We start from the raw sequence: 15,046 nt of genomic DNA, 5'->3' as shown, positions 1-15,046 counted from the left end.
GTAGACGATGGCCACCGTCTAGTGGTGCGGGAACCGTCTAAATGGGCAGCCCGCCAGGAGAATCCCTAGCCCCCGTACACCCGCACGCCGTTGACCCAGGTCTCCACGACGCCGATGCCGCTGATCTCGCCCTCGGCCACATCCAGCGGGTCGGCCGCGAGGATCACGAAGTCGGCGAGCTTGTGCGGTTCCAGGGAACCGAGTTCGTGCTCGCGTCCCATGGCGCGGGCGCCGTTGATGGTGTGCGCGCGGAGGGCCTCGACGGCGTCGATCTTCAGCTGGTCCCCGCCCAGCTGCACGCCGGAGCGGGTCAGCCGGGTGACGGAGGTCTGGATGGCTTCGAGGGGGCGGGGGTCGGCCACGGGCGCGTCCGAGCTCATGGTCACCGGCACGGCAGCGGCCACGAATTCGCCCAGCGGGTTGAAGCGCTCCCCCGGCGAACCGATGGCGTCGGTGACCCCCGGTCCCCAGTTGTAGTAGTGCTGCGGCTGGTTGACGGGCATGATCCCGAGCTCAGCCATCCTGTCGATCTGCTCCAGGGTGGGCAGGCCGCAGTGTTCGATCCGGTGGCGGTGGTCCTCCCGCGGCGACGCCTCAAGCGCGGCGGACACGGCATCGAGGACCAGCTGGATGGCCGTGGGCGACTGGGCGTGGGTGGCGGTCTGCAGGCCGGCACCGTGGGCCTTGGCCACCAGCGCCTTGTATTCCGCCGGCTCGTGGTACAGCGACCCGGTGCGGCAGGGATCGTCCCGGTAGCCCTCGGGGAAGTACGCCGTCCAGCCGCCCAGCGTGCCGTCGGCGTACAGCTTGATCCCGGCGAAGGACAACAGGGAGTCGCCGAACTTGTCCACCAGGCCCAGCTCCAGCACCTCGTCCAGCAGACTCGACAGGAAGTACGCATTCACCCGAGCCACCAGCTCGCCGCGTTCCACGAGGTCCAGGTAGGCCCCGAATTCGCGCTTGGTCACCTGGCAATCGCCGATCGTGGTGACACCGTGGCTCAGGAATTCCCGCTGGGCGTGCAGGAGCTGGGAACGGTGCTGTTCCTTGCTGTCGCCGAGGTGGAAGTTGGGCCCGTGGTGGCCCAGTTTCACGCCCTCCGCGCCGGTGAGGATGTCGCAGGCGGCGTCCGAAAGCTCACCGGTCAGGGAGCCGTCGGCGTCCCGGAAGAAGGTGCCGCCGGGCGGGTTGGGGGTGTCCTTGCCGATTCCCGCCTGCTCCAGCACGTAGCTGTTGACGACGCCGCCGTGGCCGCTGGCGTTCATCACGTACACCTCGCGGGTGGTGGAGACGGTGTCGAACTCCTGGCGCGTGGGGTGGCGGCGTTCGGCCAGGTTGCGGTGCTCGTAGCCATAGCCGCGGATCGGCGTATCACCGGGATTTTCCTCAGCCGCTTTCGCGAGCAGCGCAAGCATGGTGGGAATGTCCGGCGCGGCGTCCGGCCCGCAGTCCACCCAGGACAGCAGCTGCCCGTACATAAGCGGGTGCGCGTGCGGGTCGATGAAGCCGGGCACCAGCGTGCGGCCCTGGAGGTCGACGACGGCGGGGGCCGCCGCTGTCAGTTCACTCGCCGCCGCGCGGCACTGCTCCAGGCTCCCGACGGCGGCGATCCGGTTGCCGATGACCAGCATCGCCTCCGCGGTGGAGTTCTGTTCGTCGACGGTGCGGATGCGTCCGCCGTGGAAGAGGGCCGCCGCGGGGGCGATGGTGGAGGTTTCGTGGGATGCCAGGCGTGACATGGGTAAAGACCTTTGCGTGTTGAAGATTGATGGACGCTGCTGTTAATGGACGTGGCTTTTAATGGACGTGGCTCAGGAACTTCCTGGTGCGTTCGTGCTGCGGGTTGTCGAAGAAGTCGTCCGGGGCGGCCTGCTCCACGATCACCCCGCCGTCGAACAGGGTGACCTCGTCGGCCACGCGCCGGGCGAAGCGGACCTCGTGGGTGACCACGATCATCGTCATGCCGTCATTGGCGAGGGATTCCATGACGTCCAGGACTTCGCCGACCAGTTCGGGGTCCAGCGCCGAGGTTGGTTCGTCGAAGAGCAGCACGTCGGGATTCATCACCAAGGCCCGGGCGATGGCGACGCGCTGCTGCTGGCCGCCGGAAAGCTCGGAGGGGAAGTGCCCGGAACGGTGGGACAGGCCCACCCGGGCCAGCATCGCCATTGCCTGTTCCTCGGCGTCCTTGTGGTGGATGCCTTTCACGCTGGTCAGGCCGAGCATCACGTTGCGGCAGGCCGTCAGGTGCGGGAACAGGTTGAACTTCTGGAACACCATGCCGATGTTGCGGCGCTCCTTGGCCAGTTCGCGCTCCGGAAGGGGAACGGCACGGCCGGCGCCGGCCCGGACTCCCGTACCCCGGACTCCCGGTTCACGCATCCCGATGCGCCGCCCGTGCAGGAGGATCTCGCCGTCGTCGGCCGGTTCCAGGAGCGCCATCAGGCGCAGCATGGTGGACTTGCCGGAACCGGAGGGGCCGAGCACGGCTTTGACCTGTCCCTTGTGGATGTCGAACTCGACGCCGCGCAGCACGTGCTGGTCCTCGTAGCGTTTGTGGAGCTTCCGGACACTGAGGACGGGGCTTCCCGGGGCAACTGCCTCGTTCATGAGAACACCCCCTGGCCGACGTTTTCCGGCTTGGGCAGCTTCTTGGATCGGATCCGTGAGGTCCATACGAATTTCTTCTCCACTCGGCTCTGGACCAGGGTCAGCAGGCTGACGATGATCAGGTAGTAGACGATTGCCGCGGCGTAGTACTCGGCATAGCGGAAGGTGATGTTCACTCCCACCTGGGCGGTGGTCAGCAGTTCCTGCAGCGAGATCACCGAGGCCAGCGAGGAGAACTTCACCAGGCCGATGAACTCGTTGCCGGTGGGCGGCAGGGCGATGCGTATGGCCTGCGGAAGGATGACCTTCAGCATGACCTTGGCCGGGGACATGCCCAGCGCACGGCCGGCCAAAGCCTGGCCTTCATCCACGCTGAGCAGGGCCGAACGGATGATCTCGGCCATGAACGCCGCTTCCACCACGCCCAGGCCGATGAAGGCGGCGATGAAGGGCGAGAACCATTCCTGGCGCAGCACCGGGAAAAGCTGCGGCAGCGCGTTCCAGATGATGAGCAGCACCAGCAGGGCCGGAATGGCGCGGAAGAACCAGGTGTAGAGCCCGGCTGTTCCCTGTGCCACGCGGTTCCGGGAGGTTCGGCCCAGGGCCACGATGAAGCCGATCACGGTGGCCAGCACCAGGGACAACACCGCAACGGCGACGGACAGGAAGGCGCCGCCCAGGTAGTTGGGGTTGACCAGCTGCGCCAGGAAGATGCCGACGTCGAATTCCATCAGGACGGTCCTTTCAGTACGTGACGCAAGGGCTCAGTGCTTGACGTCGACGATCGCCGGATCGAGCTTGTTGGCGGTGGCGATCTTGGCGAGGGTGCCGTCGTCGTGCAGGGCCTTCAGTGCCTCGGCGACCGCCGGGCTGAGCTGGTCGCCTTTGCGGGTGAAGACGCCGAAGCTGGTGTCCGGCGGGAAAACGCCGGGCGCGACGGCGAGCTTGCCTTCGTTCTGGGAGGCCATGTAGGCGGCGGCCACGTTGGTTTCGATCAGGGCATCGGACTTCCCGTTCAGCACGGCCAGCACGGTTTCGGCGGTCTTCGGGTATTCGGTGAGGCGCGGTTCATCCTTGCCGGCGGCCTTGCACTCGTCTTTGAGCTGCACAATCCGGGCAGCGTTGGCGGAGGCGCTCTGGGCCGCCACCGAATGGCCGCACAAGTCCAGGGGCTTCTTGAACGTCCCGGTGTTGGACGGAGCCGCCAGGATCGCCGCGCCGGCGTTCATTACGGGCGCAGCGTCGGCAACTTCGAGGCGGGCCTTGCTCATGTAGAGCCCGCCGAAGATCGCATCGCAGCGGCGGGTCTGCAGGCCGGGCATGAGGCCGTCGAAGGTGGTGACCTCGAACTTCGTCTCCACGCCCCAGTGCTTGGCAAGCGCCCGGGCGGCATCGGCGTCGAAGCCCACGATCTCGCCGCTGGAACCATTGGCGTAGTACTCCAGCGGGGCGTACTCCGGATCGATGCACAGGGTGAGCTTGCCGCTGTTGGCCAGGCCCTTGGGAGCCTTGTCGGCAGGCTGGCCGGACTGCGAGGAGTTGGCGGCGCCGGAGCAGCCGCTCAGCAGGAGGGCGAGGGCGGCTGCGGCGAGCGCGGGCTTGGTGAAGTTGGGCATGTGCGTCTCCAATGAACGGTCGGATGCGAATGAAGGCTTGATGCGGCTGCGCGACGGCGGAGGGGAGCCGGTGTGGCGCTGGTCACGATAGTAGCGAAATCGAAGAGCAAATCAAGCGATTCCGTTGTGCAGCTCATATTTGACAGAGATTTTGCGCGAAGTTTCGGAAAATCTCCACTAAAAGACGTGCTGCCGCTCCCTCGCGTGACACTATTGGGCCGCGGGCACTAGGGTGAGAGCCATGCACTCTCTGGACGAGCGGCTGATCCGCCTCCTGCAAGCCGACGGACGCGCCTCGTTCAGCGACCTCTCGAAGCAACTCGGTGTCACCCGTTCCACCGTCACGGCCAAGGTCAATGAGCTGCTGTCCACGGGCGAACTTCGGATCGTGGCGGCCGTGCATCCGCGCCTGCTGGGCCTGACCGCCGTCGCGCATGTCTCCATCCAGCTCAGCGGCTCCGCGCAGGCCGCCCTCGACACCCTCGCGGGAATGGATGGCGCGGTTTTCGCGTCAGTGACCACCGGGAAGTACGGCGCGGTGGCCGAACTGCGCCTGCCGACCATGGAGCGCCTGTACGAGGACATCGAAACGCTCCGGTTCGCCGACGGTGTGGCCGCCGTCGACGTCCTGATGTACAAGGATGTGGTGCGCAGCCTCTTCCTGGGCCAGGAACCACCGGACCCCGGCCTGGAACTGGACCATACAGACCTGCTGCTCATGGGTGAACTCCAGGCGGACGGCCGGCTGGGCTTCGAGGCGCTGGGCGAGAAGGTGGGGCTCTCGGCGAGCGCGGCCCGGGTGCGGGTGCTGCGCCTGCTGGAGGCCCGGGTCATGCAGATCGGACCGATCCTGAGCCGCTCCGGGTCGTCACAGTCGCTTGCCTTCGGATTCGGCATCTCCACCTCGTCCGGCACCGGGGAAGCCATCGATTTCCTCGCGGCAACGGAGGGCGTGGAGTTCATCGCCACCTGCTTTGGCCGCTACGACCTCGTGGCCACCGTGGGCGTCGCTTCGCCCGACGAGATGCACGGCATCTTGGACCGGCTCCGGGCGCTGGACTCCGTGGCGGGCGCCGAATCCTGGCTGCACCTGAAGATTGTGCAGGAGCGCTACGACAAGCCGCTGGACAAGATCCTCGCCTCGAGGGCCACGCCTGCCAGGTAGCTCCGCACCCCTCGTGCGCACGGGCCCGGAGTGGGACACTTATGCCCATGAACTTCGAGGAGCCCTTGGAGATGGCGCAGTGGTGGCGGCGGCTGACGCCTGCAACGCAGCAGTGGCTGATCGACAACAACGGCGACGCCGTCCCTGCACACATCGTCAGGGAAATCGTGGACGTCGGCGGTTCGATCGCTTCCGAGGCCTGGTGGTCCGGCGAGACGGATTCCAGCGGCTTCCACTTCTCCGACGACGCCGTCGACTGGATCGAGGCCGTCGGAAACGGCGAGACGCCCGACCGCTAGCGTCACCGACCGCTAAGAACCCGCCCGGCGAAACCCGGAGCGCGCGGCGAACCCCCTCAGGCCTTCGCGAGCGCGTCCTCCAGCGCACCCAGCACCAGGGCGACGGCGGCCGGGGAGGCATTCGGCCCCATGGTGCCGATCCGCCAGACCGAATCCTTGAACGCCCCCACCCCGGCGCCGATCTCCATGCTGAAGTTGCGCAGCAGGTACTCGCGGACGGCGGCCGAATCCGCGCCGTCGGGCACTTTGACCGTGGTGAGGCTGTCCAGCCGGCTGCCTTCGGCCGCGAACAGTTCCAGGCCGAGCTCCTGCAGCCCGGCACGCAGGGCGGCACCGGCCGCGTGGTGGCGGGCCTGCACCGCTTCGAGCCCTTCGGCGAGGATCCGGTCCAGCGCGGCTTCCAGTCCGGCGATCATGGTGACCGGTGCCGTGTGGTGGTACGTGCGGCTGCCCGTGGCGGCGCCGGCGTAACCGCCGAGCAGGCCGATGTCCAGGTACCACGAGCGCGGATCGCGGATGCGGCGCTCGAAGGCCCGCTCCGACACCGTAAACGGCGACAGCCCCGGCGGCACCCCCAGGCACTTCTGCGTCCCTGCATAGCCGACGTCGATCCCCCACTGGTCGGCCAGCAGCTCCAGGCCGCCGATCGAGGTCACGGCGTCGGCGATCAGCAGGGCGTCGCCCTTGTTCGCGCCGAGCGCGGCGATGTCCGAGATGACACCTGTGGAGGTTTCCGCGTGGACGGCGGCAATCACCTTGGGCGCCGGATGCGCCGCGAGGACGCGTTCGACGTCGACCGCCTGGCCCCACTCATGGTCCACCCGGACCACCGTGGCACCGCAGCGGCGGGCAATCTCGCACATGCGCTCACCGAACAGTCCGTTGACCGCGACGACGGCCACGTCGCCGTCGGACACAGTGTTGACGAACGCGGCTTCCATGCCGCCCGAACCGGTGGCACTCAGCGGCAGGGTCCGCGTGTTCGCCGTTCCCCAGACGGTCCGGAGGCCGGCGCAGGTGCGGTCCAGCCGTTCGATGAACACAGGATCAAGGTGGCCGATCACCGGATAGGACAGGGCGGCCATGGCCTCCGGGTAGGCGTTGCCCGGGCCGGGGCCGAACAGGAACCTGGACGTCAGGATGGCTGGCATTGGCGGACTCCTTCTCGCGGCTTGGGGCAATTCTGCCCCAGCCCCGCCGCGGGCGGTACGCTCAGGCCGGGAACCTTGGCGCGACCCTTGACAGCGGCGCCGGAACTCCGCTTGACTATTACGCATGCTGAAATAACAGTTCCATGATGCGGAAGGTTCGGGCGTGCAGCGGCAGCCCGGCACCCATCCGGCACACCGCCGGAGTTCCGCATAGCCGTCACCATGGATGCCAGCATTTGCACGAGGGATGATCAAGCATGCAGCTTGCACTATTCAACAGCGCAGACCGGGCGGACGCCGTTGGAGTCCTTCGCCCTTGCCTCGACGTCGAGCGCTGGGTGGGGGAAATCGCCGACGCCCGGCCGTTCAGCGGCAAGGATGACCTCCTGGCCTTCGCCAAGGACGCTGCCACCCCGTTCACGGCGGCGGAACTCAAATCCGCACTCGCCCACCACCCGCGCATCGGCGAACGCCCCCAGGCCAAGACCGCCGAGGCAGCCTTGTCGCGTTCGGAGCAGTCCGGAGTGGATCCCAGCGACGACGCGACCGCCCGCGCCCTGGCCGAAGGCAACCGCGCCTACGAGGAGAAGTTCAACCGGGTCTTTCTGATCCGGGCCGCCGGCCGCAGCGCCGCGGACATCCTGGCGTCCCTCAACGAACGCCTGGAGCACACCCCCGAAGAAGAAGACCGCATCGTGGCCCAGCAGCTGCGCGAAATCGCGCTGCTCCGCCTTGAAGGAGTAATCGGCGCATGAGCGTTTCCCAGATCACCACCCACATCCTCGACACCGGTTCCGGCCGCCCGGCGGCGGATGTCGCCGTCGTGCTGTCAGTGTTCGACGGCGGCAGCTGGACTTCCGTAGCGGAAGGCACCACGGATGCCGACGGCCGGATCAAGAACCTCGGCCCCGAGCGGGTCCCGGGCGGCAAGTACCGGCTCAACTTCGCCACGGGCGCGTACTACGCCGGCCTCGGCACGGAGACCTTCTTCCCGGAGGTCGACCTGAGCTTCACGGTCTCCGACGCCGGCGAGCACTACCACGTGCCGCTGCTGCTGAGCCCCTTCGCGTTCTCCACGTACCGCGGCAGCTGACCGCACGCCCGCACCGCCCTGCGGGGCGGGCGTGCGCGGCGGGAACCGGTAGGCTGGAAGGCATGGTTTCTGAGGACTCGAACATCACCGGCAACTCCGCGGACGGCGTCCCGGCCAACGAGCCGGAGCGGCGCATCACGGTGCGCCGCGCACCCCGCTTCGTGCCGTTCATGGTGCTCGGCGGGCTCCTCGGGATTGTGGTTGCGGCGTTCGTGGCGTTCGGTTTGCCGGCCGATCCGGAGTTCGACGCCGGCGCGGTGTTCGGTTTCTTCACCGTCGCCTTCGCGGCGGGCGGCGTGATCCTGGGCTGCATCGTGGCGCTGGTCCTGGACCGCATGAGCTTTCGCCGCCGCGAGCACGCGATCGTGGAAGCCGTGGAGGAAGAACCCGGCGAGGACTGACATCACACCGTTGTAAGGGTCACATTCCGCGTCCGGGGAAAATACCACGCCCGGGACATGAGACAATCGACCAGTGGCACGTGGCGACGGAAAACTTTCTCATGATCTTCTCCCCGGCGAAAAAGGACCCCAGGACGCTTGTGGCGTCTTCGGAGTCTGGGCCCCTGGCGAAGAGGTAGCAAAACTCACCTATTACGGGCTGTATGCGCTGCAGCACCGCGGACAAGAGTCGGCTGGCATCGCGACCAGTGACGGCAAGCGCATCAACGTCTATAAGGACATGGGCCTCGTGTCCCAGGTCTTCGACGAGACCACCCTGAACACCCTCACCGGGCACCTCGCCGTCGGCCACTGCCGCTACTCCACCACCGGAGCCAGCCACTGGGCCAACGCACAGCCCACCCTGGGCGCCACCAGCACCGGCACGGTGGCCCTGGCGCACAACGGCAACCTGACCAACACCGCCGAACTGCGCGAAATGATCCTGGAGCGCAACAACGGCCAGCTCACCGGCGAAATGAAGCAGGGCAACACCTCGGACACTGCCCTGGTCACGGCCCTGCTGGAGGGCGAACCCGGCAAGACCCTCGAAGAAACCGCCATGGAGCTGCTGCCCAAGATCAAGGGCGGCTTCTGCTTCGTGTTCATGGACGAAGGCACGCTCTACGCCGCCCGCGACACCTACGGCATCCGCCCCCTCTGCCTTGGCCGGCTGGAGCGCGGCTGGGTGGTGGCCTCCGAGCAGGCCGGCCTGGCCACCGTGGGCGCCAGCTTCATCCGCGAGATCGAGCCCGGCGAGTTCATCGCGATCGACGAGAACGGTGTCCGTTCCCAGCGCTTCGCAGACGCGACGCCGGCAGGCTGCGTTTTCGAGTACGTGTACCTGGCCCGCCCGGACGCCGCCATCAACGGCCGCTCCGTGTACGAGTCCCGCGTGGAGATGGGCCGCCAGCTGGCCCGCGAAAACACCCACGCGGCCGACATCGTCATCCCGGTCCCGGAATCCGGCACCCCCGCCGCCGTGGGCTACGCCGAGGAATCCGGCATCCCGTTCGCGCACGGCTTCGTGAAGAACGCCTACGTGGGCCGCACGTTCATCCAGCCCTCGCAGACCCTGCGCCAGCTCGGCATCCGGCTCAAGCTCAACGCGCTGGAGTCCGTGATCCGCGGCAAGCGCGTGGTGGTTGTGGACGACTCGATCGTCCGCGGCAACACCCAGCGCGCCATCGTACGCATGCTGCGTGAGGCCGGCGCCGCCGAGGTCCACATCAAAATTTCCTCCCCGCCCGTGCAGTGGCCGTGCTTCTACGGCATCGACTTCGCCTCCCGTGCGGAACTGATCGCCAACGGCGCCACGATCGAGGAAATCTCCCAGGCCATCGGTGCCGACTCCCTCGCCTACATCTCCGAGGACGGCATGATCGGGGCCACCCAGCAGCCGCGCGAACGCCTCTGCACCGCGTGCTTCACAGGCAGGTACCCCATCGAGCTCCCGGGCTCCGACAAACTGGGAAAGAACCTGCTGGAGCGCACCGACCTCGGCGGGCTGCCGGCGTCGGACTCCGTGAACGATTCAGAGGACCCGGCAGAGAAGCCGGGCGCAACGGGCTGCGATCCAGGACCCGACGCCGAGTTTGAGAATCTGCTGACCGACGCCGACAAGAAAGAGTCTGTATGACCTCCGCCTCCCCCGCCGCTGAGAACAACGCCGGCATCACCTACGCCTCCGCCGGCGTCGACGTCGAAGCGGGCGACCGCGCCGTCGAGCTCATGAAGGACGCCGTCAAGGCGACGCACAACGCCTCGGTGCTGGGCGGCGTCGGCGGTTTCGCCGGCCTGTACGACGTCTCCAGGCTGCTGACCTACAAGAAGCCGCTGCTGGCCACCTCCACCGATGGCGTGGGCACCAAGGTCGCCATCGCCCAGGCCATGGACATCCACGACACCATCGGTTTCGACCTGGTGGGCATGGTTGTTGACGACATCGTGGTGGTCGGCGCCGAGCCGCTCTACATGACCGACTACATCGCCTGCGGCAAGGTGGTACCCGAGCGCATCGCCGCCATTGTGCGCGGCATCGCCGCGGCCTGCTCCGTGGCCGGCACCGCCCTGGTGGGCGGCGAAACCGCCGAGCACCCGGGCCTGTTGGGCGAGCACGAGTACGACGTCGCCGGTGCAGCCACCGGTGTTGTCGAGGCCGACGCCCTGCTGGGACCGGACCGTGTGAAGGCCGGCGACGTCGTCATCGGCATGGCCTCCTCCGGCCTGCACTCCAACGGCTACTCCCTGGTCCGCCGCGTCATCAACCACGCCGGCTGGGCCCTGGACCGCCAGGTCTCCGAACTCGGCCGCACCCTGGGCGAGGAACTGCTCGAACCCACCCGCGTGTACGCTGCGGACTGCCTGGATTTGGCGCGTGCCTTCCCCGTCAATTCCGGCACCGCCGCGAAGGGCAGCGTGAACGGCTTCAGCCACGTCACCGGCGGCGGCCTGGCCGCGAACCTGGCACGCGTGCTGCCGCAGGGCCTCGTGGCCACGGTGGACCGCTCCACCTGGGAACTGCCGGCCATCTTCAAGCTGGTCTCCGAGCTCGGAAACGTGCCGCTCGCGGACCTGGAGCGCACCCTCAACCTGGGTGTCGGCATGGTGGCCATCGTGTCCCCGGCAATCGCCGACGCCGCGGTGGCCCGCCTCAATGAGCGCGGCCTTCCGTCCTGGATCATGGGCACCGTGTCGGCGGATTCGGATGCGATCGTCAAGACCGGCCCGGATTACGTCCAGGGCGCCAAGGGCGTCGACGGCGGCGCGGTCCGCCTGGTGAACGCCTACGCCTAAGCAGGAACGCAAGGAGGGGGGGGGGGGGGGGGGGGGCCCGCGGGGCCACCCCCTCCCCCTACGCTGCACCCAACGGCGGGGGGGGGCTGTGTATCCCACAACGCCCCCCCCGCTCCTTTTTGCAGCCTTAGGGCTTTTGCACCCCTACAGCACTTGCACCCCTACAGCACTTGCACCCCTACAGCACCGCGGACAGGAAGGCCCGGGTCCGTTCGTGCTGCGGGTTGTTGATGACCGATTCCGCAGGGCCGTCCTCGATGATCCGGCCGTCATGCATGAACACCACACGGTCGGCCACGTCCCGCGCAAAGCCCATTTCATGCGTCACCACAATCATGGTCATGCCGGTTTTGGCGAGGTCCTTCATGACCCGCAGGACCTCCCCCACGAGTTCAGGATCCAGCGCGGATGTGGGCTCGTCGAACAGCATGAGTTTCGGCCGCATGCACAGGGCCCGGGCGATCGCCACGCGCTGCTGCTGGCCGCCCGAAAGGTGCCGCGGATAGGATGCAGCCTTGTCCTTCAGGCCCACTTTTTCCAGCAGGTCCAGCGCCCGACGCCGGACCTCGTCCTTGCGCTGTTTGAGTACCCTGAGCGGTGCTTCCATGAGGTTTTCCAGGACGGTCATGTGCGGGAACAGGTTGAAGTGCTGGAAGACCATCCCGATGTCGGTGCGGTCCGCGCAGATCTCGTTGTGTGACTGCTCGTGGAGTTTGTTGCCTTTCAGCCGGTAGCCAACCGCCCGGTCCTCCACCCACAGCAAGCCGCCGTCGATCTTTTCCAGGTGGTTCACGCAGCGCAGGAAGGTGCTCTTGCCTGATCCGGAGGCCCCGATCAGGCAAACGACTTCACCGCTTTCCACTGCCAGGTCGATGCCTTTGAGGACCTCGTTGCTGCCGAAGCTCTTGCGGACGCCTTCGGCCCTCACAAGGGGCGTGGCCGGCTGAGTCACCGCCGGGCTCATCGTCTCGGTGGTCATGATGCTTTTCCCTTTCCGGTGGCCAGGGGGGCGTGGACCCTGAAGTATTTCCGCAGCCGCTCCATCGCCGTCGGCGGAACGGAACGGGACGTTCCGCGGGAGAAGCGGCGTTCGAGATAGCTCTGGCCCACGGTGAAGACGGTGGTGATGATGATGTACCAGATGCTTGCGACCATCAGCAGCGGAATCACCTGCAGGTTCTTGGAGTAAATGATCTGTGACGAATACAGCAGCTCGGGGACCGCGAGGACGCTGACCAGGGACGTCATCTTGAGCATGCCGATGAACTCATTGCCCGTTGGCGGAATGATGACCCGCATGGCCTGCGGCAGGACCACGCGCCGGAGGGTCTGGAGCCGGGAAAGTCCGAGCGCTCCGGCGGCTTCGCTCTGGCCGTGGTCAATGGACTGGATTCCGGCGCGCACGATTTCCGACATGTATGCCGCCTCGTTCAGGCCGAGACCCAGGATCGCAGCGGCCAACGGGGTGATGAGCTGGTTGGCGTCGAGGCTGACCCCGGGAATGCCGAAGGTGATTTCCGGGTAAAGGGCGGACAGGTTGAACCAGAAGAGCAGCTGCACCAGCACGGGGGTTCCCCGGAAGATCGTGACGTAGGCTCCGGCCGAGGCCTTGACCACGGGGTTGGCGGACAGCTGCATCACGGCCAGGAGCACGCCGAGGCCGACGCCCGCCGTCATGCACACAACGGTCAGGAACAGGGTGATCCCGATCCCGTTGACGATCGTCACGTCGCGGAAATACAGCGCCACCTTGTCCCATCCGAAGCGCGGGTTGTTCACGGCCGAGGCAAGCAGGAGCGCAGCAAGCAGGACAACGGCGCTGCCGGCCACCCAGCGCCAGGGGTGCCGGGCGGGCACCACCGTGTATTGTGCCGTGCCCGTTGCCGCGGGAGTGCTCATGAGCCGGCTCATCGGGCACCGCTTGCGTCAACGGCATCAGGGTTCACGGTCACGGACTGCGGGATTCCGTACTTGGCATTGATCTGCTTGTAGTTCTCACCGGCAACAATTGCCTTCACTGCGGCCACAATCGCCCCGGTGAGCGGCGATCCCTTCGGCATGGCGATGCCGACCGGAGTCGGATCGTAGTCCTCACCGCCCGCCAGTTCGAAGGCACCGCCGGAGAGCTTGCTGGAGTACCCCATGGCAATGGTGCCCGACAGGACGCCGTCCACCCGCCCGGACATGAGGGCCAGGTTCGCTTCGTGCTGTGACGGGAAGAGTTGGATGTCGATGGGCTGGTTTCCGGAGTCTACGCATTTCTTCGAGAAGGCCGGGAGGGTTTCAATTCCCTGCGTGGTTCCCTTCTCGCCGCCCACCTTCATGCCGCAGAGCCTCATCGGGTCCAGCGACAGTTTCCGCGGATTTCCGGCCTTGACCGCAAGCCCGGAACCGCTGCTCTGGTACACGGCGAAGTCGGCGTTCTTCATGCGTTCCGCGGTGACGTTGAAGCCCGAGATTCCGACGTCGTACTTGTGTGAGCTGACCCCGGGCAGGATGGTGTCGAAGGTCGCGGGAACCATCTGGATCTTCAGTCCCAGCGTTTCGCCGAGTGCCTTCGCGAAGTCGGCATCCCATCCGACCACGGTCTTGTTGTCACTGGCATAGAACTCGTAGGGCGCGAACGTGGGGTCGGTTCCCACCACGAGGGTCCCCTTGGTCCTGATGCCTGAAGGCAGCAGGCTTGCTGCCGCGGCGTTGAACGGTGCGGAGGAGACTTCCGCGTTTTTCTGCGCGACGGCGGTGGCACCGGCTTCATTGCCGGCGTCAAGGGATGCAGTGGTGCAGGCGGATAATCCGACGGCCGCTGCAAGGAGCAGGCTGCCGCTTGCGATGGCTCTAGGACGTAGCATGATTGCCTTTCGGTGGGGTTGTTCCGTGGTCAACGGCGATGTTGACCAGGGTGGTGCCGATAGTGACGACGGTGGGGTGCCGCACGACTGCGACCACCCCGTCCATGGGTGCATGGAATTCCTTTGCGGGCCGGTCCAGTTCCTCCACAGGGTGGACCCGGGCCACAAGCTGGCCAGCCCTGACCCGTTGACCCAGTTCCGCCACGGGTTCCATGAGCCCGGCCATGGTGGAATGGACGGCCGAGTCCCCGGTGAGCTCGATCCACTGAACGGCTTCAGCCCGGACGCTCCGGGAGCCCTCGTCCTTGAGCACGCCCCAGTGGTCCAGGAGGGAGCGGAGCCCGGCCCTGGCCCGCCGCAGAATCGGAACAGAGACCGTTCCCCGGCCGCCGAGTTCCGTGGAAATCATCGCCACGCCTGCCAGATCGGCGGCGCCGCTGATCGAGCCGGTCTTCATCATGGGCTTGACCGCCACGGAGTACGGCGCATTGAAGGCCTCCACCGCGGCGACCTTCGCTGCCCAGAGCTCCGGCGTGGGGCCAAGGTAGACGAAGGAGGATGGCACATATTCCGAAGCCGTCCCTCCGGAATGGATGTCCAGGACGTAGTCGGCCAGGGGAATGAGTTCCTCGGCCACGATCGCGGCAATTTGCTCAGCCGGACCACCGTCGGCGTTGCCGGGCATCGCCCGGTTCAGGTTCTTGCGGTCCACGCTGGCAACCCGGCGCCCCTCCCGCACGGCGCAAATGTTGAGGGCGGGCAGCACGATCAGGCGGCCGGTGACGGCGTCGGCCTCGACTGCCCGGATCAGTTCCTGGAGCAGGATCTGCCCTTCGAATTCGTCGCCGTGGGTTCCGGCGATCAGCAGTGCGGTCGGCCCGTCTCCGCCGTTGATGACCACGATGGGCGAGGGAATCACCGCGGCGTCGTTCTCATTGTCCGAGTAGTCGATTTCGAGGTACCCGAGCTGTTTGCCGGGAGCGGCGAAATCGATGCCGGGGATACGTGGAATGGGAAAAGTCAT

General features: G+C 66.8%; 16 protein-coding genes. 7 read left to right on the top strand and 9 right to left on the bottom strand.

Features of this window, described 5'->3' with window-relative positions:
• Positions 1–65: 65 nt before the first annotated feature.
• Genes ACNQPB_RS00365 through ACNQPB_RS00350 form a run of 4 tightly spaced genes read right to left on the bottom strand, consistent with a single transcriptional unit; the run spans position 66 to position 4,226 of the window.
• Complete coding sequence (locus ACNQPB_RS00365; protein WP_498748139.1) at positions 66–1,739, bottom strand: amidohydrolase; 1,674 nt, start codon at positions 1,737–1,739, stop codon at positions 66–68.
• Positions 1,740–1,797: 58 nt separating this feature from the next.
• Entirely contained in the window at positions 1,798–2,610 is an 813-nt protein-coding gene (locus tag ACNQPB_RS00360) for an amino acid ABC transporter ATP-binding protein (protein WP_498748137.1), read from the bottom strand.
• Positions 2,607–3,341: an amino acid ABC transporter permease gene (locus ACNQPB_RS00355; RefSeq protein ID WP_498748135.1), complete on the bottom strand. Its 735-nt coding sequence runs from the start codon at positions 3,339–3,341 to the stop codon at positions 2,607–2,609. Before ACNQPB_RS00355 ends, ACNQPB_RS00360 begins: the two co-directional genes overlap by 4 nt.
• A 33-nt stretch (positions 3,342–3,374) precedes the next feature.
• Positions 3,375–4,226: an ABC transporter substrate-binding protein gene (locus tag ACNQPB_RS00350; RefSeq protein ID WP_498748134.1), complete on the bottom strand. Its 852-nt coding sequence runs from the start codon at positions 4,224–4,226 to the stop codon at positions 3,375–3,377.
• Positions 4,227–4,467: 241 nt separating this feature from the next.
• Here ACNQPB_RS00350 and ACNQPB_RS00345 point away from each other — a divergent pair, with 241 nt between their 5' ends.
• Positions 4,468–5,391, top strand: a complete 924-nt coding sequence (locus tag ACNQPB_RS00345; protein WP_498748132.1) for an Lrp/AsnC family transcriptional regulator — start codon at positions 4,468–4,470, stop codon at positions 5,389–5,391.
• Positions 5,392–5,438: 47 nt separating this feature from the next.
• Positions 5,439–5,690 carry a hypothetical protein gene (locus tag ACNQPB_RS00340; protein WP_498748130.1) on the top strand — a complete coding sequence of 84 codons (252 nt, stop codon included), beginning with the start codon at positions 5,439–5,441 and terminating at the stop codon, positions 5,688–5,690.
• A gap of 56 nt (positions 5,691–5,746) precedes the next feature.
• On the opposite strand, the gene ACNQPB_RS00335 is transcribed toward ACNQPB_RS00340, so the two are convergent.
• Positions 5,747–6,841 carry a pyridoxal-phosphate-dependent aminotransferase family protein gene (locus ACNQPB_RS00335; protein WP_498748128.1) on the bottom strand — a complete coding sequence of 365 codons (1,095 nt, stop codon included), beginning with the start codon at positions 6,839–6,841 and terminating at the stop codon, positions 5,747–5,749.
• A gap of 257 nt (positions 6,842–7,098) precedes the next feature.
• Between ACNQPB_RS00335 and uraD the strand changes: the two genes are divergently transcribed.
• The 5 genes from uraD (at position 7,099) to purM (ending at position 11,170) form a co-directional block, all read left to right on the top strand.
• Positions 7,099–7,596, top strand: coding sequence for a 2-oxo-4-hydroxy-4-carboxy-5-ureidoimidazoline decarboxylase (gene uraD, locus ACNQPB_RS00330; protein WP_498748126.1), 498 nt, complete (start codon positions 7,099–7,101; stop codon positions 7,594–7,596).
• The gene (uraH, locus tag ACNQPB_RS00325; RefSeq protein WP_426299960.1) at positions 7,593–7,934 is read left to right on the top strand and encodes a hydroxyisourate hydrolase; all 342 of its coding nucleotides are present in this window, start codon (positions 7,593–7,595) and stop codon (positions 7,932–7,934) included. The genes uraD and uraH overlap by 4 nt, the downstream gene beginning before the upstream one ends.
• 62 nt (positions 7,935–7,996) lie before the next feature.
• Positions 7,997–8,335: a hypothetical protein gene (locus ACNQPB_RS00320; protein WP_498748124.1), complete on the top strand. Its 339-nt coding sequence runs from the start codon at positions 7,997–7,999 to the stop codon at positions 8,333–8,335.
• A gap of 73 nt (positions 8,336–8,408) precedes the next feature.
• Entirely contained in the window at positions 8,409–10,013 is a 1,605-nt protein-coding gene (gene purF, locus ACNQPB_RS00315; protein WP_498748122.1) for an amidophosphoribosyltransferase, read from the top strand.
• Positions 10,010–11,170, top strand: coding sequence for a phosphoribosylformylglycinamidine cyclo-ligase (purM, locus tag ACNQPB_RS00310; RefSeq protein WP_498748120.1), 1,161 nt, complete (start codon positions 10,010–10,012; stop codon positions 11,168–11,170). Before purF ends, purM begins: the two co-directional genes overlap by 4 nt.
• A 178-nt stretch (positions 11,171–11,348) precedes the next feature.
• On the opposite strand, the gene ACNQPB_RS00305 is transcribed toward purM, so the two are convergent.
• Genes ACNQPB_RS00305 through ACNQPB_RS00290 form a run of 4 tightly spaced genes read right to left on the bottom strand, consistent with a single transcriptional unit; the run spans position 11,349 to position 15,046 of the window.
• Entirely contained in the window at positions 11,349–12,149 is an 801-nt protein-coding gene (locus ACNQPB_RS00305) for an amino acid ABC transporter ATP-binding protein (protein WP_498748119.1), read from the bottom strand.
• Positions 12,146–13,069 (bottom strand): amino acid ABC transporter permease, encoded by a 924-nt coding sequence (locus ACNQPB_RS00300; RefSeq protein ID WP_498748117.1) that lies wholly within the window; start codon positions 13,067–13,069, stop codon positions 12,146–12,148. The genes ACNQPB_RS00305 and ACNQPB_RS00300 overlap by 4 nt, the downstream gene beginning before the upstream one ends.
• A gap of 8 nt (positions 13,070–13,077) precedes the next feature.
• On the bottom strand, positions 13,078–14,022 hold the full coding sequence (locus ACNQPB_RS00295; protein WP_498748115.1) for an ABC transporter substrate-binding protein: 945 nt from the start codon (positions 14,020–14,022) through the stop codon (positions 13,078–13,080).
• A complete protein-coding gene (locus ACNQPB_RS00290; protein WP_498748114.1) occupies positions 14,009–15,046 on the bottom strand; it encodes a succinylglutamate desuccinylase/aspartoacylase family protein in 1,038 nt (345 codons plus the stop codon). Before ACNQPB_RS00290 ends, ACNQPB_RS00295 begins: the two co-directional genes overlap by 14 nt.

The organism is Curtobacterium sp. LFS079 (assembly GCF_047977865.1).
In the GTDB taxonomy this organism is placed as follows: domain Bacteria; phylum Actinomycetota; class Actinomycetes; order Actinomycetales; family Micrococcaceae; genus Arthrobacter.
Note: the sequence above shows the minus strand (reverse complement) of the source record. Positions and strands in the feature narration are given on the sequence as shown.